Annotated in this window: 30 protein-coding genes and 1 pseudogene; 15 read left to right on the top strand and 16 right to left on the bottom strand. The window is 71.3% G+C overall.

Features of this window, described 5'->3' with window-relative positions:
- Nucleotides 1-125: 125 nt before the first annotated feature.
- Both NP777_RS15595 and NP777_RS15600 read right to left on the bottom strand, forming a co-directional pair.
- Complete coding sequence (locus tag NP777_RS15595; RefSeq protein ID WP_256650744.1) at nt 126-704, bottom strand: TetR/AcrR family transcriptional regulator; 579 nt, start codon at nt 702-704, stop codon at nt 126-128.
- Between the two features lie 64 nt (nt 705-768).
- Nucleotides 769-1,134, bottom strand: a complete 366-nt coding sequence (locus tag NP777_RS15600) for a hypothetical protein (RefSeq protein ID WP_256650904.1) — start codon at nt 1,132-1,134, stop codon at nt 769-771.
- Between the two features lie 201 nt (nt 1,135-1,335).
- Between NP777_RS15600 and NP777_RS15605 the strand changes: the two genes are divergently transcribed.
- The gene (locus NP777_RS15605) at nt 1,336-2,280 is read left to right on the top strand and encodes an NAD-dependent epimerase/dehydratase family protein (protein WP_256650745.1); all 945 of its coding nucleotides are present in this window, start codon (nt 1,336-1,338) and stop codon (nt 2,278-2,280) included.
- A 139-nt stretch (nt 2,281-2,419) separates the two neighbouring features.
- On the opposite strand, the gene NP777_RS15610 is transcribed toward NP777_RS15605, so the two are convergent.
- From NP777_RS15610 to NP777_RS15625, 4 genes are read right to left on the bottom strand one after another with little or no spacing between them, the layout of a single operon-like run.
- Entirely contained in the window at nt 2,420-3,325 is a 906-nt protein-coding gene (locus NP777_RS15610; protein ID WP_256650905.1) for an isoprenyl transferase, read from the bottom strand.
- A 57-nt stretch (nt 3,326-3,382) separates the two neighbouring features.
- Entirely contained in the window at nt 3,383-4,132 is a 750-nt protein-coding gene (recO, locus tag NP777_RS15615) for a DNA repair protein RecO (RefSeq protein ID WP_256650746.1), read from the bottom strand.
- A gap of 15 nt (nt 4,133-4,147) precedes the next feature.
- A complete protein-coding gene (locus tag NP777_RS15620) occupies nt 4,148-4,351 on the bottom strand; it encodes a DUF397 domain-containing protein (RefSeq protein ID WP_256650747.1) in 204 nt (67 codons plus the stop codon).
- 10 nt (nt 4,352-4,361) lie between these two features.
- A complete protein-coding gene (locus NP777_RS15625) occupies nt 4,362-5,210 on the bottom strand; it encodes a Scr1 family TA system antitoxin-like transcriptional regulator (protein ID WP_102934623.1) in 849 nt (282 codons plus the stop codon).
- A 162-nt stretch (nt 5,211-5,372) separates the two neighbouring features.
- Here NP777_RS15625 and NP777_RS15630 point away from each other — a divergent pair, with 162 nt between their 5' ends.
- From NP777_RS15630 to NP777_RS15640, 3 genes are all read left to right on the top strand, one after another.
- Nucleotides 5,373-5,801 carry an ATP-binding protein gene (locus NP777_RS15630; protein WP_256650748.1) on the top strand — a complete coding sequence of 143 codons (429 nt, stop codon included), beginning with the start codon at nt 5,373-5,375 and terminating at the stop codon, nt 5,799-5,801.
- Complete coding sequence (locus tag NP777_RS15635) at nt 5,798-6,979, top strand: methyltransferase domain-containing protein (RefSeq protein WP_256650749.1); 1,182 nt, start codon at nt 5,798-5,800, stop codon at nt 6,977-6,979. The genes NP777_RS15630 and NP777_RS15635 overlap by 4 nt, the downstream gene beginning before the upstream one ends.
- A gap of 123 nt (nt 6,980-7,102) precedes the next feature.
- A complete protein-coding gene (locus NP777_RS15640; RefSeq protein ID WP_256650750.1) occupies nt 7,103-7,771 on the top strand; it encodes a class I SAM-dependent methyltransferase in 669 nt (222 codons plus the stop codon).
- A gap of 95 nt (nt 7,772-7,866) precedes the next feature.
- Here NP777_RS15640 and NP777_RS15645 read toward each other — a convergent pair.
- Nucleotides 7,867-7,995 (bottom strand): annotated as a pseudogene (locus NP777_RS15645) (hypothetical protein); the annotation flags it as partial.
- A gap of 580 nt (nt 7,996-8,575) precedes the next feature.
- Between NP777_RS15645 and NP777_RS15650 the strand changes: the two are divergent.
- The gene (locus tag NP777_RS15650; protein WP_037946278.1) at nt 8,576-8,779 is read left to right on the top strand and encodes a hypothetical protein; all 204 of its coding nucleotides are present in this window, start codon (nt 8,576-8,578) and stop codon (nt 8,777-8,779) included.
- 49 nt (nt 8,780-8,828) lie between these two features.
- On the opposite strand, the gene NP777_RS15655 is transcribed toward NP777_RS15650, so the two are convergent.
- The 4 genes from NP777_RS15655 to NP777_RS15670 all read right to left on the bottom strand — a co-directional run bounded on the left by NP777_RS15655 (nt 8,829) and on the right by NP777_RS15670 (nt 12,368).
- Nucleotides 8,829-9,296: a DUF1062 domain-containing protein gene (locus tag NP777_RS15655; RefSeq protein ID WP_305889806.1), complete on the bottom strand. Its 468-nt coding sequence runs from the start codon at nt 9,294-9,296 to the stop codon at nt 8,829-8,831.
- 166 nt (nt 9,297-9,462) lie between these two features.
- A complete protein-coding gene (locus tag NP777_RS15660; RefSeq protein ID WP_256650751.1) occupies nt 9,463-9,840 on the bottom strand; it encodes a VOC family protein in 378 nt (125 codons plus the stop codon).
- A 150-nt stretch (nt 9,841-9,990) separates the two neighbouring features.
- Nucleotides 9,991-10,689 (bottom strand): hypothetical protein, encoded by a 699-nt coding sequence (locus NP777_RS15665; protein WP_256650752.1) that lies wholly within the window; start codon nt 10,687-10,689, stop codon nt 9,991-9,993.
- A 218-nt stretch (nt 10,690-10,907) separates the two neighbouring features.
- Entirely contained in the window at nt 10,908-12,368 is a 1,461-nt protein-coding gene (locus NP777_RS15670) for an MDR family MFS transporter (protein WP_256650753.1), read from the bottom strand.
- Nucleotides 12,369-12,634: 266 nt separating this feature from the next.
- Between NP777_RS15670 and NP777_RS15675 the strand changes: the two genes are divergently transcribed.
- Nucleotides 12,635-13,204: a TetR/AcrR family transcriptional regulator gene (locus tag NP777_RS15675; RefSeq protein WP_256650754.1), complete on the top strand. Its 570-nt coding sequence runs from the start codon at nt 12,635-12,637 to the stop codon at nt 13,202-13,204.
- Nucleotides 13,205-13,312: 108 nt separating this feature from the next.
- Here NP777_RS15675 and NP777_RS15680 read toward each other — a convergent pair whose 3' ends face one another.
- Nucleotides 13,313-14,014, bottom strand: coding sequence for a haloacid dehalogenase type II (locus NP777_RS15680; protein ID WP_256650755.1), 702 nt, complete (start codon nt 14,012-14,014; stop codon nt 13,313-13,315).
- Between the two features lie 107 nt (nt 14,015-14,121).
- Between NP777_RS15680 and NP777_RS15685 the strand changes: the two genes are divergently transcribed.
- The 7 genes from NP777_RS15685 to NP777_RS15715 all read left to right on the top strand — a co-directional run bounded on the left by NP777_RS15685 (nt 14,122) and on the right by NP777_RS15715 (nt 20,380).
- Nucleotides 14,122-14,769 carry a CGNR zinc finger domain-containing protein gene (locus NP777_RS15685; protein ID WP_256650756.1) on the top strand — a complete coding sequence of 216 codons (648 nt, stop codon included), beginning with the start codon at nt 14,122-14,124 and terminating at the stop codon, nt 14,767-14,769.
- Nucleotides 14,770-15,832: 1,063 nt separating this feature from the next.
- A complete protein-coding gene (locus NP777_RS15690) occupies nt 15,833-15,982 on the top strand; it encodes a hypothetical protein (RefSeq protein WP_256650757.1) in 150 nt (49 codons plus the stop codon).
- Nucleotides 15,983-16,179: 197 nt separating this feature from the next.
- On the top strand, nt 16,180-16,653 hold the full coding sequence (locus tag NP777_RS15695; protein ID WP_256650758.1) for a carboxymuconolactone decarboxylase family protein: 474 nt from the start codon (nt 16,180-16,182) through the stop codon (nt 16,651-16,653).
- Between the two features lie 207 nt (nt 16,654-16,860).
- Nucleotides 16,861-17,547, top strand: a complete 687-nt coding sequence (locus NP777_RS15700; RefSeq protein WP_256650759.1) for a DJ-1/PfpI family protein — start codon at nt 16,861-16,863, stop codon at nt 17,545-17,547.
- A 190-nt stretch (nt 17,548-17,737) separates the two neighbouring features.
- The gene (locus tag NP777_RS15705; RefSeq protein ID WP_256650760.1) at nt 17,738-18,589 is read left to right on the top strand and encodes an NmrA/HSCARG family protein; all 852 of its coding nucleotides are present in this window, start codon (nt 17,738-17,740) and stop codon (nt 18,587-18,589) included.
- Nucleotides 18,590-18,776: 187 nt separating this feature from the next.
- Nucleotides 18,777-20,120, top strand: coding sequence for a S8 family peptidase (locus tag NP777_RS15710; RefSeq protein WP_256650761.1), 1,344 nt, complete (start codon nt 18,777-18,779; stop codon nt 20,118-20,120).
- Nucleotides 20,117-20,380, top strand: a complete 264-nt coding sequence (locus tag NP777_RS15715; RefSeq protein ID WP_256650762.1) for a hypothetical protein — start codon at nt 20,117-20,119, stop codon at nt 20,378-20,380. The genes NP777_RS15710 and NP777_RS15715 overlap by 4 nt, the downstream gene beginning before the upstream one ends.
- 105 nt (nt 20,381-20,485) lie before the next feature.
- On the opposite strand, the gene NP777_RS15720 is transcribed toward NP777_RS15715, so the two are convergent.
- The gene (locus tag NP777_RS15720; protein WP_256650763.1) at nt 20,486-21,034 is read right to left on the bottom strand and encodes a GNAT family N-acetyltransferase; all 549 of its coding nucleotides are present in this window, start codon (nt 21,032-21,034) and stop codon (nt 20,486-20,488) included.
- 124 nt (nt 21,035-21,158) lie between these two features.
- Here NP777_RS15720 and NP777_RS15725 point away from each other — a divergent pair, with 124 nt between their 5' ends.
- Together NP777_RS15725 and NP777_RS15730 are read left to right on the top strand one after the other, a co-directional pair.
- Complete coding sequence (locus NP777_RS15725; RefSeq protein WP_256650764.1) at nt 21,159-21,803, top strand: GNAT family N-acetyltransferase; 645 nt, start codon at nt 21,159-21,161, stop codon at nt 21,801-21,803.
- 151 nt (nt 21,804-21,954) lie between these two features.
- The gene (locus NP777_RS15730) at nt 21,955-22,149 is read left to right on the top strand and encodes a YegP family protein (protein WP_256650765.1); all 195 of its coding nucleotides are present in this window, start codon (nt 21,955-21,957) and stop codon (nt 22,147-22,149) included.
- On the opposite strand, the gene NP777_RS15735 is transcribed toward NP777_RS15730, so the two are convergent.
- From NP777_RS15735 to NP777_RS15745, 3 genes are all read right to left on the bottom strand, one after another.
- Entirely contained in the window at nt 22,118-22,897 is a 780-nt protein-coding gene (locus NP777_RS15735; protein ID WP_391858522.1) for a response regulator transcription factor, read from the bottom strand. The two genes, NP777_RS15730 and NP777_RS15735, sit on opposite strands and share 32 nt — an antisense overlap.
- Complete coding sequence (locus NP777_RS15740; RefSeq protein WP_256650766.1) at nt 22,894-24,339, bottom strand: sensor histidine kinase; 1,446 nt, start codon at nt 24,337-24,339, stop codon at nt 22,894-22,896. The genes NP777_RS15735 and NP777_RS15740 overlap by 4 nt, the downstream gene beginning before the upstream one ends.
- 272 nt (nt 24,340-24,611) lie before the next feature.
- Complete coding sequence (locus tag NP777_RS15745) at nt 24,612-26,822, bottom strand: MMPL family transporter (RefSeq protein ID WP_256650767.1); 2,211 nt, start codon at nt 26,820-26,822, stop codon at nt 24,612-24,614.
- Nucleotides 26,823-26,890 lie beyond the last annotated feature (68 nt).

The following is a 26,890-nucleotide window of genomic DNA, read 5'->3' on the forward strand; positions in this document are numbered from 1 at the left end:
TCTGCCCTCCGCCGCTTCGCCATCCGCAACCGGATAGCTATCCGATTCGATGGAGGCACGCTAGCACAACCGGATACCCATCCGGTTGGTGGTGGGATGGAGTCTGCCGGGCTGAACCGCCGCTGTCAGCGCGGGGGACGCAGCCCCTCGAGGAGGACGTCCAGGTAGACCTCGGCGCGCTTCGGGTCGCCGTCGCCGGAACGTACGGCGTGCTCGATACCGCAGAGCAGACGGCGCACGTCGTCGGCCTCGACATCACGCCGGATGGCGCCACTCCGGCGGGCCCGGTCGAGCAGTTGCGCCACGGCCCCGTCGAGCTCGGCCTTCAGCGCCGCGGTCTCCGCGTCGGCATCGCTGTCGGATTCGAGAACGGCGGCGAAGCCGCTGTCGTCCGACACCCTCAGAAGGGCGAACCGCAGCAGGCGGTGCAGCCCCGCGAGGGCGTCCTCCCCCGCGGCCGCGGCCTGGGCCTCGTCGACCAGTTCCCGAAAGCGCTCGGCCGACAGCGCCTCCCACAGCGCGTGGCGGTTGGGGAAATGCCGATACACGGTCCCCACGCCCACCCCGGCGAGCCGGGCGATGGCATTCAGCTGAAGCGAGTCGTCACCGGCGGCCAACCGCTCCCGGGCGACCCGCAACACCCGGGCACGATTCCGCGCCGCATCCGCCCGCAGCGCCGGCCCCTGCCCGCCTTTCGGTGTCACGCGCCCAGCATAAGCCGCCGCACGGCCGGCCCTGGCTGTCGCCGGCCACAGGCGCCCACCCGCCCTATCGAGCCTCCAGTTCCCCGATCCGCGCCACCGTCGTCCGCCCCTTCGGGCACACCCACACCGCCGTGTCCGTGCGGACAGCCGCCGTCAGCGGATGCGTGTCCGGGTGCGTCGGACACTGTGGCCAGACCGCCGATACACCTTCGGACCACAGCGCCTCCACCGCCCAGTCCTGGACCTGATCCGCCAGGTGCGCCAGCAGCTCCGCGGCGGTGCCGCCCAGCGGTGAAGTCAGGCCCAGGGCCGAACCGTCCGGGGCCCAGAGCATGATCCCGCACGCGTCGTCCGTACGTATGTCCGGCCGCACCGCGCACTGTGCCCGGAGGTCCCGCAGGACCGCCTTCAGGGCATCGGCGAACTCCATGTCGTCCACTGGGGGCTCCTGATCGCATCGGGGAGAACCGGCCCACAGTCTCCACCGCTCCCGGAACTTGCGGACGATCTTTTCCGGCCCGGCCCCGAACAAGGGCCATTGACGAAACGGAACGTGGATCCGTATATTAATCGGAACGACGATCCGCTTCTGTCGGAGGCGCGGCAACCGTGCCGTAAGGAGAGTTCAGGAATGATTCTGGTCACCGGGGGGCTCGGCTTCATCGGCTCCCACACCGTGCGGGCCCTGCTGGCCGCGGGCGAGGAGTGTGTGCTGGTCCAGCGCGGCTCCACCGAGCCGCCGGCCGGTCGCTTCGACGCGCCGGTCGCGGTGGAACGGGCCGACATCACCGATCTGAGCGCATTGCTCGACATCGGCACGCGCCACAAGATCACCGGCATTGTGCACCTCGCGGGGTCCATGCCCTGGCCGCCGGACCCCGAGCAACCCGTCGAAGCGACGCGCACCGCGATCGGCGGCCTGCTCAACGTCCTCCAGGCCGCGCGGGACTGGGGCGTGCGACGGGTGGGCGTCGCGAGCACGATCGGCGTCTACGGCGGCGGAACGGAGGCCGCGCTCACCGAGGACATGCCCGTGTCGCTGAGCTCGGGGCACCTCATCCCGACCTTCAAGAAGATCGGCGAACTCCTCAACGACCACCTGGCCGACGCCACCGGCATCGAGATCATCAACTACCGCATCTCCGGCATCTGGGGGCCGCTCGAACCGCACGGCCCGCTGTTCTTCGCCGCCCCCGAACTCGTCCACGCCGCCGCGCGCGGCACCGCGCCGGACCTCTCCCCCCTCCCGGCGCCCGCGTACGCGGAGGACGCGCTCGACCTGTGCTACGCGAAGGACGCGGGCCGGGCCATCGCGCTCCTCCAGCTCGCGGACCGTCTCAACCACCGCACCTACAACGTGGCCTCCGGCCGCGCCACGAGCAACGCCGAGATCATCGCCGCCATCAAGAAGGTCGTCCCCGACGCCCGGGTCGACCTCCCCACCGGCGGGACCACCCCGCCGCGCCACCTCGACATCACCCGCATCCAGCAGGACACCGGCTACGAGCCCGCCTATGACACCGAGCGCGCGGTGGCCGAGTACATCGCCTGGCTGCGGGCGGGCAATGAGCGTTGAGCCGTCCTCCCGCTTGAGCTCGCGCACGAGGGCGAGCGGGTCGCCCGGGACGGCGGTGACGGCCGGGTCGGTGTCGGGCTCAAGCTGCTCGTGGCGGCGGAATAGGGGGTGGGGCGCGTCCGGGCCGCGCCCCTTCCGCTTATGCGGAGTGGGGGCCCTCCGGGGAGTCCTTCCGGGAGCCCTCCCGCGAGCCCATCTGTGAGCCCTTCTGGGGGCCCTCCGGGGAGTCCTTCTTCAGCTGCTCCTCGTTGGGGATCGCCCCGCCGAAGCGGCGGTCCCGCGAGGCGTACTCCAGGCACGCCCGCCACAGGTCGCGGCGGTCGAAGTCCGGCCACAGCACGTCCTGGTAGACCATCTCGGCGTACGCGCTCTGCCAGATCAGGTAGTTGGACGTGCGCTGCTCGCCGGACGGGCGCAGGAAGAGATCCACATCCGGCATGTCCGGGTAGTAGAGGTACTTCGCGAACGTCTTCTCGTTCACCTTCGACGGATCCAGGCGGCCCGCCCGGACGTCCTCCGCCAGCGCCTTCGCCGCGTCCGCGATCTCCGCGCGGCCGCCGTAGTTCATGCAGAAGTACATCGTCATGGCGTCGTTGTCCTTGGTCTGCTCCTGCGCGACCTGGAGTTCCTGCGCCACCGACTTCCACAGCTTCGGCATCCGGCCCGCCCAGCGGATCCGTACGCCCATCGCGTCCATCTCGTCGCGGCGGCGGCGGATGACATCGCGGTTGAAGTTCATCAGGAAGCGCACCTCGTCGGGCGAGCGCTTCCAGTTCTCGGTCGAGAAGGCGTAGAGGGAGAGATTCTTGACGCCCATCTCGAGGCAGCCCTTGAGCACGTCCATCACGACGCCCTCGCCGACCTTGTGCCCCTCGGTGCGCGGCAGCCCGCGCTCCTTGGCCCAGCGGCCGTTCCCGTCCATCACACAGGCCACGTGCTGCGGCACCAGCTCACCGGGGATCTTCGGCGGCCTGGCCCCGGACGGGTGCGGTTCCGGGGTCCGGTACTCGCGCCGCTGTCGGCCCAGAAACCCGCGTCCTGCGATGCCTGCCATGTCTCCCTCAGCCCTTGCTCTCTGTGCCGCTCATACTGCTGTTTGCAGCTACTTCTCTACGTACCGCAGCGACCGAAGCCCCCGCTCCAGGTGCCAGTGCAAATACGCCGCCACGAGGCCGCTGCCCTCCCGGACGTGCCGCAGCTCACACGCGTCCGCCGTCTCCCAGTCGCCCGTCAGCAGCGCGCCCAGCAGCGTCAGCGACTCCGCCGAGGGTACGACGCTTCCGGGCACCCGGCACTCTCCGCAGATGACCCCGCCCGCACCGACCGAGAAGAACCGGTTCGGACCGGGCATCCCGCACTTGGCGCAGTCGTCGAAACTCGGTGCGTAGCCGTTCACGGCGAGGGAACGGAGCAGAAACGCGTCCAGGACGAGATGCGGCTCATGATCCCCGGCGGCGAGGGTGCGCAGCGCGCCGACGAGCAGCAGATACTGCTGTACGGCGGGCTCGCCCTCGTGGTCGGTGAACCGCTCGGCCGTCTCCAGCATGGCCGTACCGGCGGTGTAACGGGCGTAGTCGGTGACGATCGATCCACCGTACGGAGCGATCGTCTCGCTCTGCGTACACAGCGGCAGCCCGCGCCCGATCAGCTCGCCACCCCCGCGCGAGAAGAACTGCACGTCGACGTGGCTGAACGGTTCGAGCCGCGCGCCGAACTTCGACTTCGTCCGCCGCACGCCCCGCGCGACGGCGCGGACGCGGCCGTTGTTGCGGGTGAGCAGGGTGATGATCCGGTCCGCCTCGCCCAGCTTCTGGGTGCGCAGCACGATGCCGTCGTCGCGGAACAGACTCATGCGCCTTATTGTCCCTCAGCGGGACAGCTGATCGAACCGCCCGGCCCGGACGGCCCGGGTGAGCGCCCGGAGGGCGGCGGGGGTGGTGGCGATCACGGTCCCGGGTTCGTCGCTCTCTCGGAGAAGGATCGCGGCGTCCGGGATCTGGGCCAGCTCGACGCAGTTGCTCTCCTCGTTCTCGGTCGAGTACGAGGACTTCCGCCACTGTATGGGAGACATGTCTATACCTTCAGAGTCGTTGCGCGATGGCATGGATGAAGTCGCGCGTGTCTTCAGACGTGAGGGACAGTTCTTCCGTCCGGTCGAGAATGCGCTGGTAGTTGGCAAGGTGGGTCTCTCCGTCGAGGAACATCACACCTGTGGGCGCGTCGAGTTGCAGCGTGTCCAACTGCGGCACCGGTCCGGAGGCATAGAGCGCAGAGCTCCCCGCGTTCGGAAAGCCTCCGGCGGAGAACGGGATGACACGTACGGTCACGTTGTCCCGCTCCGACGCCTCCAAGACGTACTCAAGCTGGCCACGGGCAACCTTCGGGCCGCCGAACGTGACTCGCAACGCGGCCTCGTGGATGACGAACGTGCACGTTGGCGGATCGTCCCGGTCGAGTACGTCTCGCCGTTTCAGCCGATAGGAAAGCCTGCGGCGTAGCTGCACAGCCGTCGGCTCGGGTACAGCGGTAGCGAACACCGCCTTGGCGTAGTCCTCGGTTTGCAACAGACCAGGCATGTTCATGGTCTGCACCGTGCGCATGCTCACAGCATGGTGTTCCAGTTCGGCCAGGTCGAGAGCGCCCACAGACAGCTTGCCGCGATACTCTTCCCACCACCCCTGGACACGTTCGACGGCCATCCCCACCAGGGCGTCGACATACGCCGCATCGCCGCAGGAGTAGATCTCGGCGAACGAGCGGACGCGCTCCTCGCTCACGCCAAAACGACCGGCCTCCGTGTTGCTGATCCGAGTTCGGTCCACACCCAGATGCTGAGCGGCTTGCACCACGTTCATCCCGGCGTGCTCGCGCATTTTGCGGAGCTCCGCACCCAGGCGTCGTTGCCTCGCGGTCGGCGCCGTCCTCGGCATGCGCTCTCCCCTTCGCTTGCGGTCAGTGTTGCGTGGAACGCTCCCACACGTCCAGCTAGAGCACGAATTCTATCGAGTGATAGCACTCGTGCTCATCAATGGCCTATGGTCCTGCTAGCGCAACGCATCGAACCAATCACGCACCGCGTTGGGAGCACCGCCATGCCCGAAGTCGCCAAAGCCGCCGAACCCCCATACGCCTACCGACTCAGCGCCCCCAACTCCCCCAAGAGCCCCAGGGTCTGCCGCGACGCGATCGCCGCACTCCTCCAGGCCAACGACCTGCACGACCTCGCGGACACGGCGAAACTCCTGGTCTCCGAGGCCGTGACGAACGTCAATCAGCACACCGACACGCAGCTGATCCACATCGACACCCTCGTCCGGGACCGCATCGCGACGATCGCCGTACGCGACGGCTCCCCGGAACGCCACCCGTACCCCCGCGACGCGGCGCCCGACGAGGAGGGCGGGCGCGGGCTGTTCCTGATGCGGGAGCTGGCCTACGCATGGGGCGTCACCTGGGAGAACGGTCTGCGCCCCACCGGCAAACACATCTGGTTCGAGCTGCGCGAACCCGTCACCGAATGACCGGGGCTACGCCGCTGACCCCCGACGGCACGGCCGACCTCGCCCAGCGGGTCTCGGACGGCGGCCACCTCCCGGCCGCGTGGCTCGGCGCCTTCACTCGCGTCGATCGCGCGGGGTTCCTCCCCGATCGCATCTGGGTCCGCGTCGCGGACGGGTACGAGCCCGTCGACCGCGCCGCAGAGCCGGACCGCTGGCGGAAGCTGGCCTACAGTGACGAAGCGCTGGTCATCCAGGTCGAGGATCGGCCCGGCGCCGCGGTGGTGCGTACCCCGTCCAGCTCAGCGAGCATGCCGAGTGTCGTCGCCACCATGCTCCGGGCGCTCGACGTCCACGACGGGCAGCGCGTCCTCGAGATCGGTGCGGGCACCGGATACAACGCCGCTCTCCTGTCCGCCAAACTCGGCAGCGAGCAGGTGACCACCGTCGAGGTCGATCCCGCCCTCGCCGACAGGGCGCGCACCGCTCTGAGGTCCGCGGGCTACCGACCCGCGGTGCTCACCGCGGACGGTGTCGACGGATGGCCCCCGGGCGCGCCGTACGACCGCGTCATCGCCACCTGCGCCGTACACGACGTGCCGAGCGCCTGGATCGAGCAGACCGCGCCCGGGGGGCTCATCGTCCTCCCCTGGGGCACGGCGCTGCGCAATGGCGCGCTGCTGCGGCTCACCGTCGAGGACGGCCCCGACGGGCCCGTGGCCTCCGGCCCGGTCGTCGGCGACAGCCCGTTCATGTGGCTGCGGGCGCAGGCACCCGAGCGGGACGTTATGGCCGTCGTCCATGGGGAGGCCGACGGCTCCCGGACTCGCCTCGATCCGGGCTTCCTCGGCGACGACGACGCATGGTTCGCAGCCGGAGTCCTGGTCCCGGGCTGCCGGTCGGCGGTAGGCCCAGGGCCCGACGGCGAGTGGACCCTCTGGCTCGCCGACTCGGCCTCCGGCTCATGGGCGTCCGTCGACTACGAGCCGGGCGCCACCGACTACGAGGTGTGGCAGCGAGGTCCACGGCTTCTCTGGAATGAGCTGGAGGCGGCCCACGCTTGGTGGACGCGGGCCGGGCGGCCAACGCGCACGAGGTTCGGACTCACTGTTACCACCGCCGGTCAGCGGGTGTGGCTCGACTGTCCGAACTACGTCGTCCCCGCTGACGTCCAGGGGGAGGGCAACGCGATCCCACCGTGACGGATGGGAGGCGTAGGTGCCGCATCCAGCCTGTCGGACGCCCTCATCCCGCAAGTCAGAGACGAGATCGTCGATCAGACATGGGTACGGTGTCCTGCCTGTCGGACACCCCGGAGGACGCCCATGCCGCGCGAGTCGACCACCTTGCCGGAGTACTGGGACAGCTACAAGCCGTACCGCGAGGAGGGCGAGCAGCCGACGCCTGACGTTGAGGCCTTCGCATGGACCCAGTACGACGGGCACGGCCCCGGCGAGGAGTTCCTGGGCAGCCCGCGTACCGCGCTGGAGCTGGGCTGCGCCGAGGGCAAGGAGGCCGTGTACCTCGCTCGAACCGGCGTCGCGGTGACCGCTTTGGACTTCTCCACCGCCCAGGTCGCACGTGCCCGTCGATGGTGGGACGGCACCCCTGGGCTGACATTCGTCCAAGCCGAGGCATGCGGCTATCTCGCTACGACTGAGGCGACGTACGACGCCGTCTTCTCCATCTGGGGTGCACTCTGGTTCACCGACCCCGACGACCTGGTCCCACTGATCGCCAAGCGCCTCAGCCCAGGCGGCACCCTTGCCTTCTCGCAGGCCGAGCCGCTCGAGGGCTACTACGGCCCGCAGCCGATGTACGGGAACGGTCTCGCCGGCCGCAAGCTCACCCTCCTGCGCTGGTCGTACCCGCCACAGTGGTGGGCCGATCTGCTCAAGCGGACCGGGTTCGTCGACATCGACGCCCGTGTGCTTCCCGCGCCCAGGCCGACCGACGTCGGGACCCTCATGGTGCGCGCGAGGGCTCCGAAGTGAATGAGGGGTAGCCGGAAGGAGCGGATCGCGTCCGAGTTGCCGCGCAGCGCCACCTTCGCCATGCTCGCGTTCTTGATCGCCGTCTCGATCTGAGCCATCGACGAGCCGGAGTTGACCCCGGGCACGGTCGCGGTGTTCAGCGCGTAGGGCGTGAAGGTGTACGGATGCGTCGAACCGCCGGGGCAGGGCCCGAAGTACTGCTGGGCGCTGGAGCCGCTGCCCATGGCCTTCTGTTTGGCGCCGTCCTGGCCGGTGGTTCCGGCGCCCCAGGCATGGCCGCCGTCGACGGCGATGTCCAGCGGGCGGTCGGCGTCGGCGCCGTTGGCGTAGCCGAGCCCCGTATGGGTGTCAGCGGACCCGCGGCAGCGTGTAGCCGCGCCTGAGCCCGAACCGGGAGATGACCAGCAAGACGGCCAGTTCGCCGAGTATCACCAGGAAGACCCCGGCCTTCGGCAACACCGAGCCCAGCAGTCGGCCACGCGACCCGCATTCGGTCTCCGCGAAGGGGACTCCGTGCCGGGTTGCGGGGCCAGTGAAGCCAGCCCGGTGGGCCGGACCGCGTCGGTGGCGGCTGAGCCGAGGAGCAGGCCGGTCAGATTGTGGGTGCCGCGGCGCGGTGCGATGCCGCGGCCTGTGCGATGCCGTGGCCGCGACATCGCCGCCGCGATGTCACAGCCATGTGCTGGGCGCGATCTGGGCCGGTCACAACCCGGCACGGGGAGGCCAGTTGGCGGCCCGGCGGCGTTCCCCATTGCGCACACTGGTGGAGCGGGGCAGGTCAGAGACGAGTTGGGGGGATACGCCATGGCGGCCGGTTGCCGGGACTGTGAGACGTGTACGAGGTCGTGGCTGGGGCGGCTGTTCCAGAACGCGGCGGTGGGGCTGATGCATGTGGTGACGATCGGCATCAGCTACCTGATCAAGAAGGGGTTCAGGCGGCACTGCCCGCAGTGCGGGCACCTGCTGTCCAGGCATGCGCGCAGGGCGGACGGTTCGTTCCGGGACTAGGGCCCGTCCGGCGGATCGTGCCGGACGGGCCCCTGGTCCCGGGGAGGGCTCAGCGCTTCAGCGTGAAGGTGAAGTCGCCGGTGAGCTTGGTGCTCAGCCGGACCGCCGAGACGAGCTTCCCCTCCGTGATCAGCCTCTCGGCCTCGGCCCGCGAAAGGCCGCAGCCTTCAGCGATCAGCCGCACCGGCCGGACGGGGATCCGCGCCGCGAAGCGGACCGAGACGTCGATCTTCCCCAGGCGCTCGGCTTCGCCCGAGCGGGGGCGGCCCCATCCGCGGTCCAGGTGATCCGATCCGCCGGTGTCGAGACGCCAGGCGTCGTCCCAGTCGAGGGCGACGCGATTACGGCGCCGCACGACCGGATCCTGGAGCAACTCGGCCGTCAGGCCGAGGTGGTTGCCGTGCAGCGCACGAGGAGCCAGGCGTCGAAGTACACCGGTTTCAGTGAGAAATCCGCAGCAAAAAATGGCGCACAGCGGCGCCAGTTGGGCGACGGTCCGCTCGTTCCTGACCAACAGGCCCACATAGGCGCCCGCCCAGCTCAGCGCGTATCGCCCCAGCATGAGCAGCAGGAACGCTTCGACTGTGGGGATCGGGCCGCGATGCGGCTGCCCACGGCGATCAACGAGACGCCCACTTGGGACGAAACGGCCACCCCGGCGATCGGCGGGGCATCTCCTACGTCTACTGGAGCCGGCGGCGCAGGAGGCAGAACTCGTTGCCTTCGGGGTCGACCAGGACGTGCCAGTCCTCGGCGCCGGTCTGACCGACGTCGGCGGGCCTGGCGCCGAGCGCGAGCAGCCGCTCCAGCTCGGCGTCCTGGTCGCGGTCGGTGGCGTTGACGTCGATGTGCAGCCGGAGCTTCTCGGGCCGGGGGTCGCTGGTGGGGCTGAGGACGAGGGTGGGCTGGAGGCCGCCGAAACCGGCGTCGGGCGGCCCGATCTCGATGCTTCCGTCGTCCTCCCGAGCGAGTTCGACGTAGCCGAGCACCTCGCTCCAGAACGCGGCGAGGCGCTCGGGGTCGGCGCAGTCGAGGACCAGCTCACTGATGCGGCATGCCATGCCGGTCAGTCTACGGAGAGAACCCGAAAAGCCACCGGCCGCGGCGGTGGAGGCACCGGAAGGGTGGCTCCACCGCCGCGGCCGGGTGGGTGGGTGGGCGTTGACGTCTACTCGTGAGCTGCTCGTGGCCACTCGTGGGCTACTCGTGGGCTACTCGTGGGCGCTGATCACACCGCCGGTGCTGAGCACGATGTACACGCCGTTGGCGTCGAGCCCGGCGTCGTGTCCGTTCGCCTCCATCGTGCCCATGACGTCACCGTGGCCGATGATCTCCGCACGGTACCGGCCCTCGCCGACCTTCGTGACCTTGGCCGTCCAACCGCCCGCGAGCTCGAAGGTGCCCGGCCCCTGGTGCTCGTCGCCCATCCAGGACTGGACCTCGCCGCCCGCCGTGAGCACGACGTACATGCCGTTGCCGTCGAGCCCTGCGTCCTGCCCGTTCGCCTCGAACGTGGCCAGGACGTCACCGTCGTTGACGATCTTGAGGCGGTAGTGCTGCTCGCCGAGCTTGTAGATCTCGCCCGTGCTGCCGTCCACCAGGGTCTCGGTGCGGTCCGGGGAGGCCGCCTTGTCACCCGCCTTGTCACCCGCCTTGCCGCCCGCCTTGTCCTCGGTGCCCGCTCCGGTGTCGGCCTTGGTGTCGGTGCCCTTCGCCCCGTTGCCGTCGGAACCCTTGGCTCCGGTGGAGGAGTCCGTACCGCTGGAGCTGGCGGAGGCCACGGGCTTCGAGGCGTTGGCGTCCGAGTCGTTGCAGGCGGTCAGGCTGAAGCCGGCGGCCGCGATCAGGACCGCGGCGGCAACGCGCATGGTGCGGCGACGGACGGTCCGGACAGCGGTGGTGGAGTTCATTTCGGGTCCCCCCAGGGGCAGTCGACGTGGCGTTCTTCTCGGTGCGTCACCAACTCTGGTCGGGCCCGCTACCGCAAGACTGCCGCCCCGCTAACGGTCGGCTAACACGGGTGTGGGCACTGACGCGCCTGGTCACGCGACCAGGCGCAGCCAGGCCGAGGCGAGTGCGACATGACCGGCGGTGTCGGGTGCGCGCCGTATGCACGGGCGGTCGCGTTTCAGGCCTTGGCGGCGGCTTCCGAATCGGCGGCGTCGGCGGTGGCGTCGGCGTCGGCGTCGTCCGTGGCGGCGTCGGCGGCGTCCGTGGCGGCGGTGGCCGCCGGTTCGGGGAGGCTGGGCAGGAGCAGGCACAGCGGTACGGCGACGGCGGTGAGGGCCACCGACCACCAGAAGGCGGTGCCGAAGCCGTCGGCCAGGGCTCCCGGGGTGTGGGCGCCGCCGGTGCTGTGCTGCAGGATGACGGCGAGGACGGCGATGCCGACCGCGCCGCCGAGCTGTTGGGCGACGCGGGTGATGATGCTGGCGTCGGGGATCTCCCCGTGCTCCAGCCCGACGTACGCGGCGCCCATGGGCGCGATCATGGCGGCGCCCAGAGCGATACCGCGTACGAACAGCGCGGCCATGAGCAGGGCCTCGCTGGTGTCGGCGGTGACGTAGGCGAACGGCACGGTGGCCGCCGCGACGAAGGCGAATGCCGCGAAGGCGACTCCGCGGGGGCCGACGCGATCGGTGTACGCGCCCGCCAGGCCGCGGGCGAGGAGCGCGCCGACACCCTGCGGGATGAGCAGCAGTCCGGCGCCGAGGGCGTCCTCGCCGCGGACCCGCTGGAAGTACAGGGGCAGCAGCAGCATCGACCCGTACAGCGAGATGCCGCCCAGGAGGAGCAGGGTGGCGGAGGAGGCCACCGCGCGATGGCGGAACAGCCGCACATTGACCAGGGCGCCGGTGGTGCGGGTGAGCGCCCGTGCGGTGAAGCCCCCGACCAGGACGAGTCCGCCGATCAGCGGGACGAGAACCTTGGCGTCGGCGAAGCCCGCGCTGCCCTCGACCTGGGAGAGGCCGTGGACGAGGGCGGCGAAGCCCGGGCAGAGCAGGAGCAGGCCGACGGTGTCCAGGCGGGCGCGGGGGCGGTCGGGCGCCGGTCGGTCGTCGGGCAGATTGCGCCGGGCGAGCAGGGCGCCGACGACGCAGAAGGGGATGTTGACGAAGAACAGCCAGCGCCAGTCGGCCAGATGCAGGATGAGGCCGCCCAGGACCGGGCCGAGGATCGGGCCGAGTGCGGTGGGCACGGTGATGATGGCCATGACCTTGCCGATGTTGCGGCCCTGGGCGGCCTGCATGAGCAGCGTGGCCATGAGCGGCATCATGATGCCGCCCGCGCCGCCCTGGACGATACGGAAGACGATCAGGCTGGTCGGGTCCCAGGCCAGCGCGGTCAGGATCGAGCCGAGCAGGAACACGCCCAGGGCCGCGATCCACAGACGCCGGCCGCCGAGCCGTGACTGGGCCCATCCGGCGAGGGGGATGGTGACGAACACCGCCAGCAGATAGCCGGTGCTCACCCACTGGATGGTGGACAGCGGGGCGTCGAGGTCCTTCGCCAGGTCGTTGAGCGCGACGCTGACGATGGTGGTGTCGAAGACGACGGCGAGGGCGCCCACGATGAGCGTGACCGCCATGTGCCGGACGGCGGGATCCACGCGATCGCGGTCCGCACGATTGGGGTCCAAGCGATCGGGATCCACACGATCGGGATCCACACGATCGGGACCCACGCGATCGGGACCCACGCGATCGCGGTCCGCCGCCGTTGATGCGGGGTCGGATCGGCTGGGAGGAGTGCTCATGAACAGCCACCTTAAGATACATAGGTCTATCTTATGGCGGCCAGAGTAAGGAGCTAGAATAAGAAAGGCAAGTCTATCTAAGAGAGGGACGCAACCGCATGCCCGAGCGACGCCGCGGCGCGGCACTGGAGAAGGCGCTCCTCGACGCGGCCTGGGAAGAACTCACCGACACCGGCTACGCCAGGTTCACCATGGACGCCGTCGTCAAGCGCGCGGGCACCAGCCCGCCCGTTCTCTATCGCCGCTGGTCCAACCGCGACGACCTGGTCCGGGCAGCCATCGTCCACACCCTGAAGGAGTCCCGCATCGACGTTCCCGACACGGGAAGCCTGCGGGAGGACGTCCTCACCCTCATGCGGGAGATCAACTCCACCCGCGTCCAGTTCATCACCATCATGAGCATGCACCTGGCCGACTACCACCAGGAGACCGGGAACAGCCCCGGTGACCTGCGCGACCCCCTCGCGACGGGACGCGCGGAAGCGCTCGACGCACTCTTCGCCCGCGCGATCGACCGCGGCGAGGTCAAACCGGAACGCCTCACCGAACGCATCAAGTCGCTCCCCTTCGACCTGCTGCGCCACGAGATCCTCACGACCTTCGCCGCCGTGCCCGACGACGCCCTCGAAGAGATCGTGGACACGGCCTTCCTCCCCCTGGTGCGCTGACCACTCCGCCATACGCCCCTCAGCCGGAGGCGAGCCGAGCGCCTGGCCGTGGCCGTGGCCGTGGCCGTGGCCGTGGAAGATCCGCTCCGCGGATGATTGCGAGCGCCGCTATCGCGGGGGCGAGTTCCCATCGAGTTGATCGGCCAGGTCGGCCAGGCCGTCGGCGTGCAGGTCGAACCGGTCCGAGGGGGCGGGCGGGTCGCCGACGGGGCGGGCGACGTAGGCGGTGCGCAGACCGAGGGCCTGTGCGCCGCGCAGGTCCCAGGCGTGGGCGGCGACCATCAGCAGCCGCTCCGGCGGCCGTCCGGAGACCGCGACGGCCAGGTCGTAGACCGCCGGGTCCGGCTTGTAGGTGCGGGCGTCCTCGGCGGACAGGGCCTGATGCCAGCGCAGTCCGGCGTGGGCGTTGAGTTCCAGCAGCGCTGTCCGGCTCGCGTTGGAGAGGCCGATCAGCGGGAACCGCTCGGCGAGCCGGGCCAGCCCCGCCGCGGCGTCGGGCCACGGCGGCAGCCTACGGCCGGACAGGGCCGACGCCGCCACGGCGGCCGGATCGTCGACTCCGGCGGCGTCGGCGACGAGCCGGGCGGCTTCCCGGTCGAGGACCTCGGTGGTGGCGTAGGGCCGGGCGCCGTCGAGGACGCGGCGCTGTTCGCGGTCGATATGCCGCTGCCACAGCGACAACAGCCGCTCGACCCCGGAATCGTCCAGCGCCGGGGCGAGTTCACGGATACCGGTGCGGATGCCGGTGGGTTCGTCGACGAGCGTGCCGAGCACATCGAAGACGATGGCGTCGATCTCCAGCTCTGACATGGGCGGGGCCTCCAGACGGAGCGAGGGCGGGGCGGGGGCCGGTGATCGGCATGGCCCGTAAGGGTTAAAGTTGCGTTTAGCCGAACGTAGCGAGGGGTGCGTCAACGATGCAAGTGGCGTTGGACGATTACGTCTGGGCGGCGGGGATCGCGACCGAGCTGGTCAACACCACCGCCGAGGTCTGGCGCGGCGACGACCGGCTGCCCGATCTGGCCGCCCTCGTCGCGTTCACCGAACCGCACGGCGACCGCCCCGGAGCGGACGGCGGCGCTCCGGGCGCGCTGGCCGAACTCGCCCGCCGCGGAGGCCCAGCCGACCTCCGGGCGGTGCACGCGCTGCGGACCACCGTGCGGGACCTGATCGATCACCCCGGCCGCGACCACCTCGTCGCCGGTGCCACCAGGCTCACCTCGTCCGCCCAGGGCGCCACCCTGATACCGGATCCCGCACACGAGGGCCGCATACGGTGGGCCGTCCCGCTCCGGGACGGGGCGACCATCGCCGACGCCCTCTCACTGATCTGCGGCATGGGCGTCCTCGGGGTCGTCCACACCCTCGGCGAGCGGCGGTTCCGTCCGTGCACCGCGCCCACCTGCCGGGGAGCGTTCATCGACACCACCCGGCCCGGCAGCCGCCGCTACTGCATGCCCGGACTGTGCGGCAACCGCGTCAACGTCGCCAACCACCGCGCCCGCCGGGCCGCGACCCACGACCGGCCCACCAGTCCGCGCGACCGGCCCGTCGGCCCCGAGTAAGTCGGCCGCCAGCACGGCCGTCGGCAATATCGGCCGCGCTATTAGAAGGTGACGAAAACCGGCCACATGCTCATCATGCGGCACCTGGATGCCCTGGCGGGATCGGAGGTTCCGCTATCAGAACGCGCTGATAGATCGGGTCCGAAGTCGAGGTTTTTCATTCTTCTGAACGGCCAGAACAGTGTTACGAATAACACATATTCACCCCTTGTAGTGCATCCGAACCGCACAGAAAAACACTATCCTCGGTCCAGTCGTTGACTGGGCGGAGGCCGGAACAGCGACGCTGACCGCACATCCGTGGGGTCAACGACGAAGTAAGCGGGCGTGGTTCTCCACGTCTGGTGAGGGCCGCCGCCCCTGCTCCAACTGCCAGGAAGGGAGGGGCGGCGGTTTCCGGCCGGCACCGTCATTGCTCACCGCTCGCGCACGCCATCCATGCGCGGTTTGCATTCGCAATGATCTCGTTGCATCCGCTAGGGATAGATCGCTCGGGCAATCACTTAGCCGGATAGCAGGCGGCCGCCAATTTGAGTGGCAATTGGCCGACACCGTAGAGCCAAAAACTCCTGCTGAGCGTCGCCGCGCCCCATGCCGGACATGACGTCTTCACGAAGACACGCCGAATATGCGAGCCAAGCGCCTCTTGGGGTGCTTCATGGCCACCTGGAATGTGGCGTTGGCCATACCGATCACGAGGCCAAGTGGCGCGTTAAGTGCATTTACATGCGCTTCCTATCGCAAAGTTGCGGTGTACCTGCCGGTAAGTATGGCCGCTATGGGCGACGATGAGAGCTATGCGGGTCAATGTCCCTGAAGCGCAGGGGAATTGTAGTGTCACCCTCCGACAGCCGACGGCTGACGCTTTGTCAGTGGTTAGTGCGGGTTTAGTTGCGTCGAGCGACGTGGCTGCGTTAACTACACGACACCTGTCCGCGGGCAGGCGTACGTATCCGACGTGGTGTTCCCCCTTCCTGGCAGTTGGAGCCGAACACCCCGTCAGCCCCTCATCAGACGGGCCCCGGCACATGACCGCGGGCCACGAAATCTAGGGAGAATCTGTATGGCCGAACGCAAGCGCCGGCGACACCTCGAGGTCAACCTCGACGAGCACGTGACCTTCTCCGTCCGCATCTCCCCCAAAGCGCTGCGGTGGGCCTGGGCCGTGTGCATCACGGTGGGCAGCACCGGTTGGTACACGCTGACGCACTAGCCCTTCGCGGGGCCCTCAGCGAGGCAGCGAGGCCGGGAAGAGGCCGAGCGGCCGCCGCCCCCGGGGTCCGGGGGCGGCGGCCGGCCCGAAGCCGACGCCCGCTATGAGAGACGCAGGTCACATTCGGTCCTGTCACATCTCTCCGAGCCGTTCCGTCAGGGAGGTGTAACCACGGCAACCGCATAGGAGAGCCCACCATGGACGCTCGCTTGAACCTCTTCGGAAACCCGCTCCTCGGCACGTTCCTGAAGCACCTCAACTCCGCGGGCAAGGTGATCGGCGACTCGGCCCTGCCGGCCGCGACGCAGGAACTGGTGAAGATCCGCGCCAGCCAGATCAACGGCTGCGGCTTCTGCACCGACATGCACACCAAGGACGCCGCGAAGGCCGGGGAGACCTCGACACGCCTGAACCTGGTCGCGGTCTGGCGGGAGGCCACGGTGTTCACCGACGCCGAGCGCGCCGCCCTGGAGCTGGCGGAGCAGGGCACCCGCATCGCCGACGCGGCCGGTGGTGTCACGGACGAGGCGTGGGCGGACGCCGCCAAGTACTACGACGAGGAGCAGCTCGCCGCCCTGGTGTCGATCATCGCCATCATCAACACCTACAACCGGCTGAACGTCATCGTCCAGCAGCCCGCCGGCGACTATCAGCCCGGCCAGTTCGGGTGAGTCCCGGCGCCGTCCCGCGAGGCGCTGGCGAGAATCCGTGGAGGGTCGGCAGAAACGCTCATGGTTGATGCCGTGCCCGGTGCCCAGCCTGCCGAAAAGCGTGATTTCCACGCGTTCGGCAGGCACACCACGGAGGCTCAGTTGGCAGGCGAAACGACGCGGGAGAACGGCCGGGGGACGGACACCGCACGTCCGATGGAAGTCGGCATGGTGCTGTACGGGGGTCACACCATGCTCGACTTCGTCGGTCCGCACCTGGCCTTCGCCAGTGCGGGCATGCGGGTCCACCTGGTGTCGGACTCACTGGACCCAGTGGTGTCCGACACCGGGCCGGCCGTCCTGCCGACCGTCACCCTCGAGAGCTGCCCCGCCGACCTGGACATCCTGTTCGTCCCCGGTGGGCGCGTCGACGAGGTGCTGCTCGACCGCGCCAAGGTCGAGTTCCTCGCGGACCGCGGGCGTACGGCCTCGTACCTCACCTCGGTCTGCACCGGCTCGCTCGCGCTCGCGGCGGCGGGTCTGCTCGACGGCTACCGGGCCGCGACGCACTGGGCCACGCGGGATCAGCTGGCGCGGTTCGGCGTCGAGGTGTCGAGCGAGCGCGTATGCGTCGACCGGAACAGGATCACCGGCGGCGGTGTGACCGCGGGCATCGACTTCGGGCTCACCCTCGTGGCCCGCGTCCTCGGCGAGGACGCCGCGAAACTCTCCCAGCTGGCCATGGAGTACAACCCGCAGCCGCCCTTCGACGCCGGTTCCCCCGAGGGCGCCGGGCCCGAAGTGGTGGCCCGCTTCGCCCGGTTCAGCGAGGCCACCTTCGGCGAACGCGTCGACGAGAGCATCGCCCGCGCCGTCTCGCGGGCACTGGAGCGGCGCGCCGCGCCGAGCGTGTGACGGGCCTTCGCCTCGCGTCCTCACCCCACGCCTCCGCCGCCGCCGCCGACCGCCGCCGCCGACCGGCGGCGCGGCCGACCGGCGCGTCTCCCGCCCGCCGGCCGATCCTGTACGACCATGGGTCCCGCGGGGCAGAGCGTGCCCCACGGCGTTCCGGCGCCGTCGGTCTCGGCTGTTTTACGGAGTACTCATGATCACAGTGCTGGGAGCCACCGGTGGCCAGGGCGGCACGGTGACACGGGCGTTGCTGTCCGCGGGCCACAACGTCCGGGCCGTGGTCCGTGACCGCGAGGAGCCCAGGGCACGCCGACTCGCCCAGCAGGGTGTGGAGGTGGTCGTCGGCGACCTGAGCGACGCCGCGTCGCTGACGGCGGCCTTCGACGGCTCGTCGGCGGCCTTCGCGGTGACGACGCCGTTCGAGTCGGGCACGGACGCCGAGGTACGGCAGGGGCAGGCGATCATCGAGGCCGCCGGCCGGGCCGCGCTGACGCATCTGGTGCTCGCCTCGGTGGGCTCGGCGGACCGCTCCACCGGTATCCCCCACTTCGACAGTAAGGCGGTCATCGAGCGGAACCTGGAGGCGGCGGGCCTGCCGTCGACCGTGGTCGCGCCGACGTACTTCTACGAGAACGCCCTGGGCAGCCGGGACGACATCGCCCAGGGCGTGCTGCCGCTCGCGATCCCCGGCGACACACCGCTCCAGCAGGTGGCCCTGCGCGACCTGGGCGCGGTGGTGGCCGCAGTGATCGCCGACCCCGGGCGGTGGATCGGGCGGCGGGTGGAGGTCGCGGGCGACGCGCCCACCCCCCGGCAGATGGCCGAGGCGCTCGCCTCGGCGGCCGGTGGCCCGGTGGAGTACCGCCATGTGCCGCTGGACGCGGTCCGTAAGGCGAGCGCGGACATGGGGGCCATGTTCACCTTCCTGACGGAGACCGGCTACGACGTGGATCTGCCTCGGCTGCACGCCGACTTCCCCGGCGTCGCCTGGACCTCCTTCGCGGCCTGGGCCGCCGAGCAGGAGTGGCCGCGACCGCGCGGCTGAACGGGCGGCCGGTCCGGGCCGGCACGGGGGCGCGCGGGCCCCGAGTTGCGGGCCCCCACGCGGGGGGTGACGGTGGGCATAAGGGGGACGTGGGGGGCTCGGGGGACTGTGGGGGCGGGCGAATATCCCGGAATAGCCCGGAATATGCCGGGAGCACACTGACCGCGCACAGGAGCGGAGAAAGGCAATGACGAACGGACCTGGGCCCGTGGGGCCCATGGGCAAGGGGCCGAACGGGGAGCGGCCGCGGGCCGGTATGGCGATGGGGGCACAGCGGACCGAGTACACCGGGCGGTATGTGGTCCTGCTCGATCAGCAGGAGCCCGACCGCGGTATGGAGGCGCTGCGCTCGTCCGTGGGGATCTCGTCCGTGGAGCGCGTCCGCGGGGCCGAGCCCGGCGCCGCGGAGCTGCTGGGGCGCCCCGATGTGTCGGTGGTCTTCGACGAGCTCGGCGTCGCCGTCGTCGATGTGCAGCCGGACCAGCGCCATGCGCTGGTCACCACGGCGGAGGCGGAGTCGACGATCATCGCGACGGAGCCGGAGCGCGTGGTGTACGCGTCGGTGATCACGGAGCCGCAGCGCACGCTGACCGGCTTCTTCCCGACGTACCGCAGCGACGATGACGAGGTCTCCCGGCACACCCGGGCCGAGCTCGCCACCTCGCTGGGACCGGCGTGGGACGAGCGGAACACCACCTGGGGACTCCAGGGGATCCGCGCCAACTGGTCGCATCTGACGGGCGGCGGGGTGAAGGTCGCCGTGCTGGACACCGGGGTGGACACCGACCACCCGGACCTGACCGGATGCGTCGAGGCGACGGCCTCCTTCGTGTCCGGGGCGAGTGTCGAGGACGGCCATGGCCACGGCACCCACTGCGTCGGCACCGTGGCCGGTCCCGCCAGACCCGGGCACGCCCCGCGGTACGGCGTGGCCGGTGAGGCCCGGATGCTGGTGGGCAAGGTGCTCAGCGACCAGGGCGTGGGCTCGGACGGCGAGATCCTGGCGGGGATGGCCTGGGCGGTCGCCCAGGGCGCCCGGGTGGTCTCCATGTCGCTCGGGGCTCCGGTGGAGCCGGGCGAGCTGTTCCCGCAGACGTACGAGAACGTGGCGCGGCGTGCGCTGCGGCGCGGCACCGTGATCGTGGCCGCGGCGGGCAACGAGAGCCGCCGGCCCGGCTTCGTGGCGCCGGTGGGGCGGCCCGCCAACTGCCCGTCCATCCTGGCGGTGGCGGCGCTCGGCAAGGACCTGGGGACCGCGTTCTTCTCCTGCGGCGCCATCAACGGCGCGGGCGGCGAGGTCAATATCGCGGCGCCCGGGGTCGACATCTTCTCGGCCGCGCCCGACGGCACGTACCAGACGATGAGCGGCACCAGCATGGCGACGCCGCATGCCGCCGGTGTGGCCACGCTGCTGGCCCAGGCGCATCCGGACGCCTCGGCGGCCGATCTGAGCACCCGTCTGCTGTCCGGGGCCCATCCGCTGGCGCAACCGGCCGCGGACATCGGCGCGGGTCTGCTCCAGGCCCCGTGAGCGGCGGCGCCATGGGGCAGACGGCGCGGTCCGGGCCGGTCGGGGTCATCCTCTCGGTCGACCCGGACCGGTTCGCCCAGGTCGTGGAGGCCGCGCGCGGGGTCGGGCTGACGGTCGCCGGTGAGCAGCCGATCCTGGGCTCGCTGTCCGGGACGATCGCGGAGGACCGGATCCCGGTGCTGGAGGCGGTGGACGGCGTGGAGTCGGTGGACCGGGAACGGATCGTCCGGCTTCCGCCGCCCGACGCACCGCTTCAGTGAGCCCCCGGCTCTCGCCGCGTCGGACGTGGTCGAACGGCCCGGCCGCAGTCGGACGTGGACGAACGGCCCGGCCGCAGTCCGACGTGGACGAACGGCCCGGCCGCGTCAGACGTGGTCGAACGGCTCGGCGTACTTGAAGGGCCCCTTGATGGTCGGCTGATAGGCGGTCAGGGTCCGGACCTGGAAGTACTCGCCCCAGGCCGGATCCGGGGCCGTGATGCCGTACTCGGTCGCCGGGCGGAAGCCGAACCGGCCGTAGTAGGCCGGACTGCCCAGCAGGGCGACCAGCGATTCGCCGAACGCGTCCGCGGCGCCGAGCACCGCGTGGACGAGCGCGAGGCCCACGCCACGGCCCTGATGGGCGGGGTGCACGCTGAGCGGGCCGAGACCGAGGGCGAGGGCCAGGTCGGAGCCGACATGGCCGCGGGTGCACACGACATGTCCGATCACCTCGCCGCGGTCGCCGGTGGCGACGAACGAGAGCGCGGGCAGCCAGCCGTCGCTGATCCGGAGTTCGTCCAGCAGCGTGGCCTCGACCGGAGCGGGGGCGTTCGCGTTGCCCACGGTGTCCGAGGTGTCCGACTTCGTGAACGCGGCCGAGGTGACGGCCCGTACGGCGTCGATGTCGGAGCGGGTCTCGCGTCGGATCAACATCGGGTCAGGATGCGTCCGGATGCCGCGCGACGGCAAACGAATTGTGCGCCCACGCGCGGGACGGGCCGCGCGGTCGGCCGTAATTGGTTCGACTCGGCGGCCGCGGCTCCGGCAGCCTCCCGTCATGGACCCCCATTACTGGCCCCTGTACGGGCTCCGCCTGCGTACGCCACGCCTGGAGCTGCGGCTCCCCGACGTCCCCCTGCTCGACGAGCTGGCCGCGGTCGCGGCAGGCGGGGTGCACGACCCGGACGAGATGCCCTTCGCCGTCCCCTGGACCGAGGTGCCGCCGGAGGAGCGCGGACGCGGCGCCTTCCAGCATGTGCTGCGCACCATCGCCGAATGGCGGCCGGAGCGGTGGACGCTGAGCCTCGCGGTGCTGCACGAGGGGACGGTGATCGGGCGGCAGGACCTGTTCGCGACCGAGTTCGCCATCACCCGGGAGGCCGAGACCGGCTCCTGGCTGGGCATCGCCCACCAGGGCAAGGGCCTGGGCACGGAGATGCGGGCGGCGGTGGCGCACCTGGCGTTCGAGGGGCTGGGCGCGCTGTCGCTGATCTCGGGCGCGATGGTGGAGAACGGCCGCTCGCTGGGGGTGTCCCGGCGGCTCGGCTACCGCCCCGACGGGTTGTCCGTGCTCGCCGTAAGGGGCGCGGCACGTACCCTTCAGCGGCTGCGGCTGGACCGCGCGGCCTGGGAGGAGCACCGCGCCACCCCGGTCGAGGTCGCCGGACTGGAGCCGTGCCGCGCGCTGTTCGGCGCTTCCTGACGCCCTTCGGCCGCGGGAGCACGAGGTTTGGCCGCGGGGGTGCGAGCCGTGGCCGCGCGGGGGTGCGAGCCGTGGCCGCGGGAGTGCGAGCCCGCATCGCCCGCTCTACGGTGGTTTGAGGGGGCCGGGACGGCTAATGGAGGTGGCATCCATGGCGGGCAAGTTCGAGATCTACGAGGACAAGCGCGGCAAGCACCGCTTCCGGCTGAAGGCGGGCAACGGCGAGATCATCGCGGTCGGCGAGGCCTACGAGTCCAAGTCCGCCGCGCAGAAGGGCGTCGAATCCGTCAAGAAGAACGCCCCGACGGCCGAGATCAAGGAGATCCCGACCGACAAGACGGGCTGACCAGGCCGGACTCATAGGCCGCGATGACGAGTTGGGCGCGGTCGCGGGCGCCCAGCTTGCCCATGATGCGGCTGACATGGGTCTTGGTGGTGAGCGGTGAGAGGCCGAGCGTCTGCGCGGCCTCGGCGTTGTTGAGGCCCCGGGCGACGAGCGCCAGCACCTGCCGTTCGCGCTCGGAGAGTGCGGCCAGTGCGGCGGGCGCGGGTACGCCGGGCGGCGGGGCCTCCGGCAGGCGCAGGACGCGGGCGATGAGCCGGGCGGTGGGACCGGGCGAGAGCAGGGAATCCCCCGCCGCCACGGTCCGTATGGCGTCGAGGAGTTCGGCCGGCCGGGTGTCCTTCACCAGGAAGCCGGACGCGCCCGCGCGCAACGCCTCGACGATGTGCTCATCGGTGTCGTACGTCGTCAGCACGAGCACCTTGACCCCGGCGAGGTCCTCGTCGGCGGCGATCCGGCGGGTGGCCTCGATGCCGTCGAGATCGGGCATCCGGATGTCCATGACCACGAGGTCGGCGCGGGTGGTGCGGGCCAGTTCGACGGCCTCGCGGCCGGTGCCCGCCTGCCCGACCACGTCCATGTCACGGGCCGAGGAGACCAGCATGGCGAAGGCGGAACGGACCAGCGTCTGGTCGTCCGCGAGCAACACCCTGATCGGCGCCGCGGCCCCGGGGGCGGGGTCCGGTGAGGTGCCCCCGGACGGCGGGTCGGCGGAGCTGGTCCCGGACGGCGGATCCGGCGGTGTGGTCATGCGGTGGCCTCCCTGGGCGGTGCGGCGGTCTGTCCGGTGGCGGTGGCGGTGCCAGTGGTGACGCCGGAGGCGGAGCCGGTGGCGATGCCCGTACGGCCGCCGGGCGGACCGCCCCTCCCCCACGGCAGCGCGGCCCTGATCGCGAAGCCGGGCCCGTCCTCGCGGGGTCCGGCGGACAGGGTGCCCGCGACGCTGCGGGCCCGCTCGCGCATGCCCACGATGCCGTAGCCCGTTTCGACGGGCTCGGTAAGGGGCGCGTCCTCGCCCCTCGGCCCGTCGTCCACGGCGGCGACGTACAGCTCCCCCTCGCCCCGTACGAGCGTGATCCGCACCCTCGTGCCGGGCGCGTGGCGGACGGCGTTGGTCAGGGCCTCCTGCACGATCCGGTACGCGGCCGCGCCCACGGCGGGCGACAGTTCGGACGCCTCCACGTCGACCGTAAGGTCCACACGGACGCCCGCCGCCTCCGCCGCCGCGGCCAGGTCGGCGAGTCCGGCGAGCCCCGGCAGCGGCCCGGTGTCCTCCTCGTCCGCGCGGTCGGCGTCGCCGCCCGCGCCGCCGCGGAGCACCTGGAGGGTGGCCCGGAGCTCGGCGCGGGCGTCCCGGCAGGTGTCGGCGATCGAGTCGAGCGCCTTGGCCATCGTCTCGCGGTCCAGCCGCTCGGGGTCGGCGATCAGGACATGCGCCGCGACGGAGGTCTGGACGCCGATGAGAGTGATGCTGTGCGCGAGCAGATCGTGCAGATCGCGGGCGATGCGCAGCCGTTCCTCGGCGACCCGCCGGGCCGCCTCGTCCTCGCGGGTCCGCTCGGCGCGTTCGGCCCGCTCCAGGATCGCGGCGATGTACTTGCGGTGGATGCGGACCGCCTCGCCGATCACCACGACCGACAGCACCCAGCCGGAGGTGCGCAGCATGTCGAGACCGGCGTGCGGCTTCCCGCTCAGGGCCATCACCGAGACCATGATCGAGATCACCGCGGCGACGGTGAGGAAGGACCGCAGCGGCGGGCCCATGACGGCGAGCGTGTAGACGGCGAGGAGCCCGGCCGGGACGACCGCGATATGGACGTTGTCCATGGCGTGGTACGGCCCGACCATGAACACCACCACCACGGTGACCACCATCGGGCTGTGCCGCCGCCCGATGAGCACCGTGGCGCTGGCGGCGAGCAGCGCCCAGCCGAACGCGTCCGGGCGGTGGCCGTTCCGGTCGGGGTTGAGCAGTGCCAGGGCCACCTGGAGAACCAGCACCGCACCGGCGATCCGGGCGTCCACCCGCCGCCGCCCGCGGGCCTCGTCCGGGGCCTCGGCGGGGCGGGGGCCGTTGTGCAGGGCGCGCGACGCGGAGGCGATCGCGCGGTGGACGGCGGAGCGCGCCCGTGAGGTGCTCGCGGGCTTCGCCGTGGAGTGGGTGGTCGCAGGAGGTACGGGCACGGGCTCCATCCTCGGGGATCCGCCTCGGGCCGATCCATAGGGCTGTATGCGTCCCATAGGGCTGTATGCGTCCCATGGGGCTGTAGGCGTCCCATGGGGGCGCCACTCCCACAGGGCCTGTATGCGTCCCACAGGGCGGCGCGGCTCCCGCAGGGCGGCAGGGGGTCCGGAGAGCGGCCAAACAGCGGCCAGGGGGCGGCTACAGGGCGTACGAAGGGGGTCGTACGAAGCGGCCCCGGACCGGCCGTCCCCTGTTCGGCCGGTCCGGGCCAGGGACGGCGTCAGCCGCCGCGTACGGCCGGTTCGGGACGGGACCCGGCGGCGGACCCGTCCTGGGCGGCCCGGACCGGCGAGGCGGGCGTACGGCGGAAGAGGGCGCCCGGCCACCACACCCACCGCTTCAGCAGCACGCTCGCCGACGTCACCAGATACGTCCGCACGAGGAACGTGTCGAGCAGCACGCCGACCGCCACCACGAACCCCATCTCGACCAGCATCACCATCGGCAGCGTGGCCAGCACCGCGAAGGTCGCCGCCAGCACCAGACCGGCCGAGGCGATCACCCCGCCCGTCGTGCGCAGCGCGGTCATCGCCGCGTCCGGGACGTCCGCCCCGCGCAGCGACTCCTCCCGCATCCGGTGCATCAGGAAGATGCCGTAGTCCACGCCGAGGGCGACCAGGAAGACGAAGGAGAGCAGCGGCAGCCCGGGGTCGACCCCGGCGAAGCCGAAGACCGGGTCGAAGAAGAGCCCGCCGAGCCCCATCGCCGCGCCCCACACCGCGACCACGGCGACTACGAGGAGCAGCGGCGCGACGAGGCTGCGCAGCAGGGCGGCGAGGATCAGCAGCACGGCGATCAGCACCAGTGGGATGACCAGCATCCGGTCGCGGGCGTTGGTGTCCTTCATATCGAGCTGCTGGGCGCTGGGGCCGCCGACCAGCGTGTCGGCGCCCTCGACCCGCACCAGACCGGAGCGCAGGGCGTGCAGCGTGGCCGTCTCCTCCGCCGACTGCGGGGCGCCCCGCGGGAAGACGTCGATCTCCGTCCAGCCGCCGCCGCTGCGCCCGGTGTCCGCCCGCACGACGCCTTCCGTGTCGCGCGCCCGCCGCAGCACCTCGTCCGCGCCCGCGGTGCGCGCCATCACGCTGATGGGCTGGCTGCTGCTGTCCGGATAGGCGTCGGCGAGGGTCTGGACGGCGGCCACCGACTCGGGCTTGTCGGCGAAGGTGTCCTCCTGCTTGAGGTCGCCGGACAGATTGAGCACCCCGAGGGCGAGCACGCCCAGCAGCGCGGCACCGCCGAGGAGCACTGTTCCGGGCCGGCGGCGGGCCGAGCCGCCCATCGCCTCGAAGAACCCGCGCCGGGTCGCCCGCGGCTCACCGCCGTAGACGGGGATCAGCGGCCAGAACACCCGCCGCCCCAGCAGCACCAGCACCGCGGGCAGCAGCGTCATCATCGCGGCCAGCGCGCAGATGACCCCGACCGCGCCGACCGGGCCCAGTCCGCTGCTGCTGTTGAGGTCGGCGGCGAGCAGACACAGCAGCCCGGCGGCCACGGTGCCGCTGGAGGCGAGCACGGCCGGGCCGCAGCCCCGCAGGGCCGCGCGCATCGCGTCGTACGGGGCGCGGTGGCGGCGTAGCTCCTCGCGGTAGCGGGACACGATCAGCAGGGCGTAGTCGGTGCCCGCGCCGAAGACCAGCACCGTCATGATCGAGGAGCTCATGCTGGTGACGATGAGGTCGAAGCCCTGGACGAGGCCGTAGACGATCGCCATCGCCGCCATGGCGGCCACGCCGACCGCCCCCAGCGGCACCAGCCACAGCAGCGGGCTGCGATAGGTGATGATCAGCAGCAGGGCGACCACCCCGGCGGTGGCGAACATCAGCGTGCCGTCGGTGGAGGCGAAGACCTCCTGCGAGTCGGCGCTGAGCGCCCCGGGACCGCCGACCTGGACGGTCAGGCCCTCGGGGTGGGAGGCCAGCTCGGCGCGGACGTCCTTGACGGCGTCGGCGCGCTCCTTCTCGTCCGTCAGTCCGGTGAGCGCCATGGGGTACATCACGGTCGTGCCGTCCTTGGACGGGACGGCGCGCGGCGCGGTGCCGCCCACGAGGTCATGACGCCCCGCCACCTCGGCGACCCGCCCGCCGGCCGCCTTACGGTCGGCATCGGTCAGCCCGCCGTCGCGGTGGAAGACGAGGACGAGGTCGATGGTGTCGCCACCGGGCAGCCGCTCCTGGAGCCGGGCCACCTGGGTGGAGTCGGCGCCCGCCGGGAGGTAGTCGACGGCCGTGTCCCGTTTGGCGCCCTCGAGCTTGCCCGCGAAGGGGACGGCGACGAGGAGGAGCAGCACCCACCCCGCGATGACCGCCCAGGGCAGCGAGCGCCGCCGCTTGCCGCCGCCGGCCGCGGCGGGCGGCACCTCGGCCGCGCCTGGCGGCGACGCGTCCGGTTGAAGGTGATCTCTCGGGATCCCTGACGATGTCGTCTGCATGCCCCCAGGCTTCCGGCGCCCGGCGGCCGATACGTCGCGCCGACGACGGAAATGGCGGCTACTACCCC

Source organism: Streptomyces rugosispiralis, assembly GCF_024505145.1.
Lineage (GTDB): Bacteria > Actinomycetota > Actinomycetes > Streptomycetales > Streptomycetaceae > Streptomyces > Streptomyces rugosispiralis.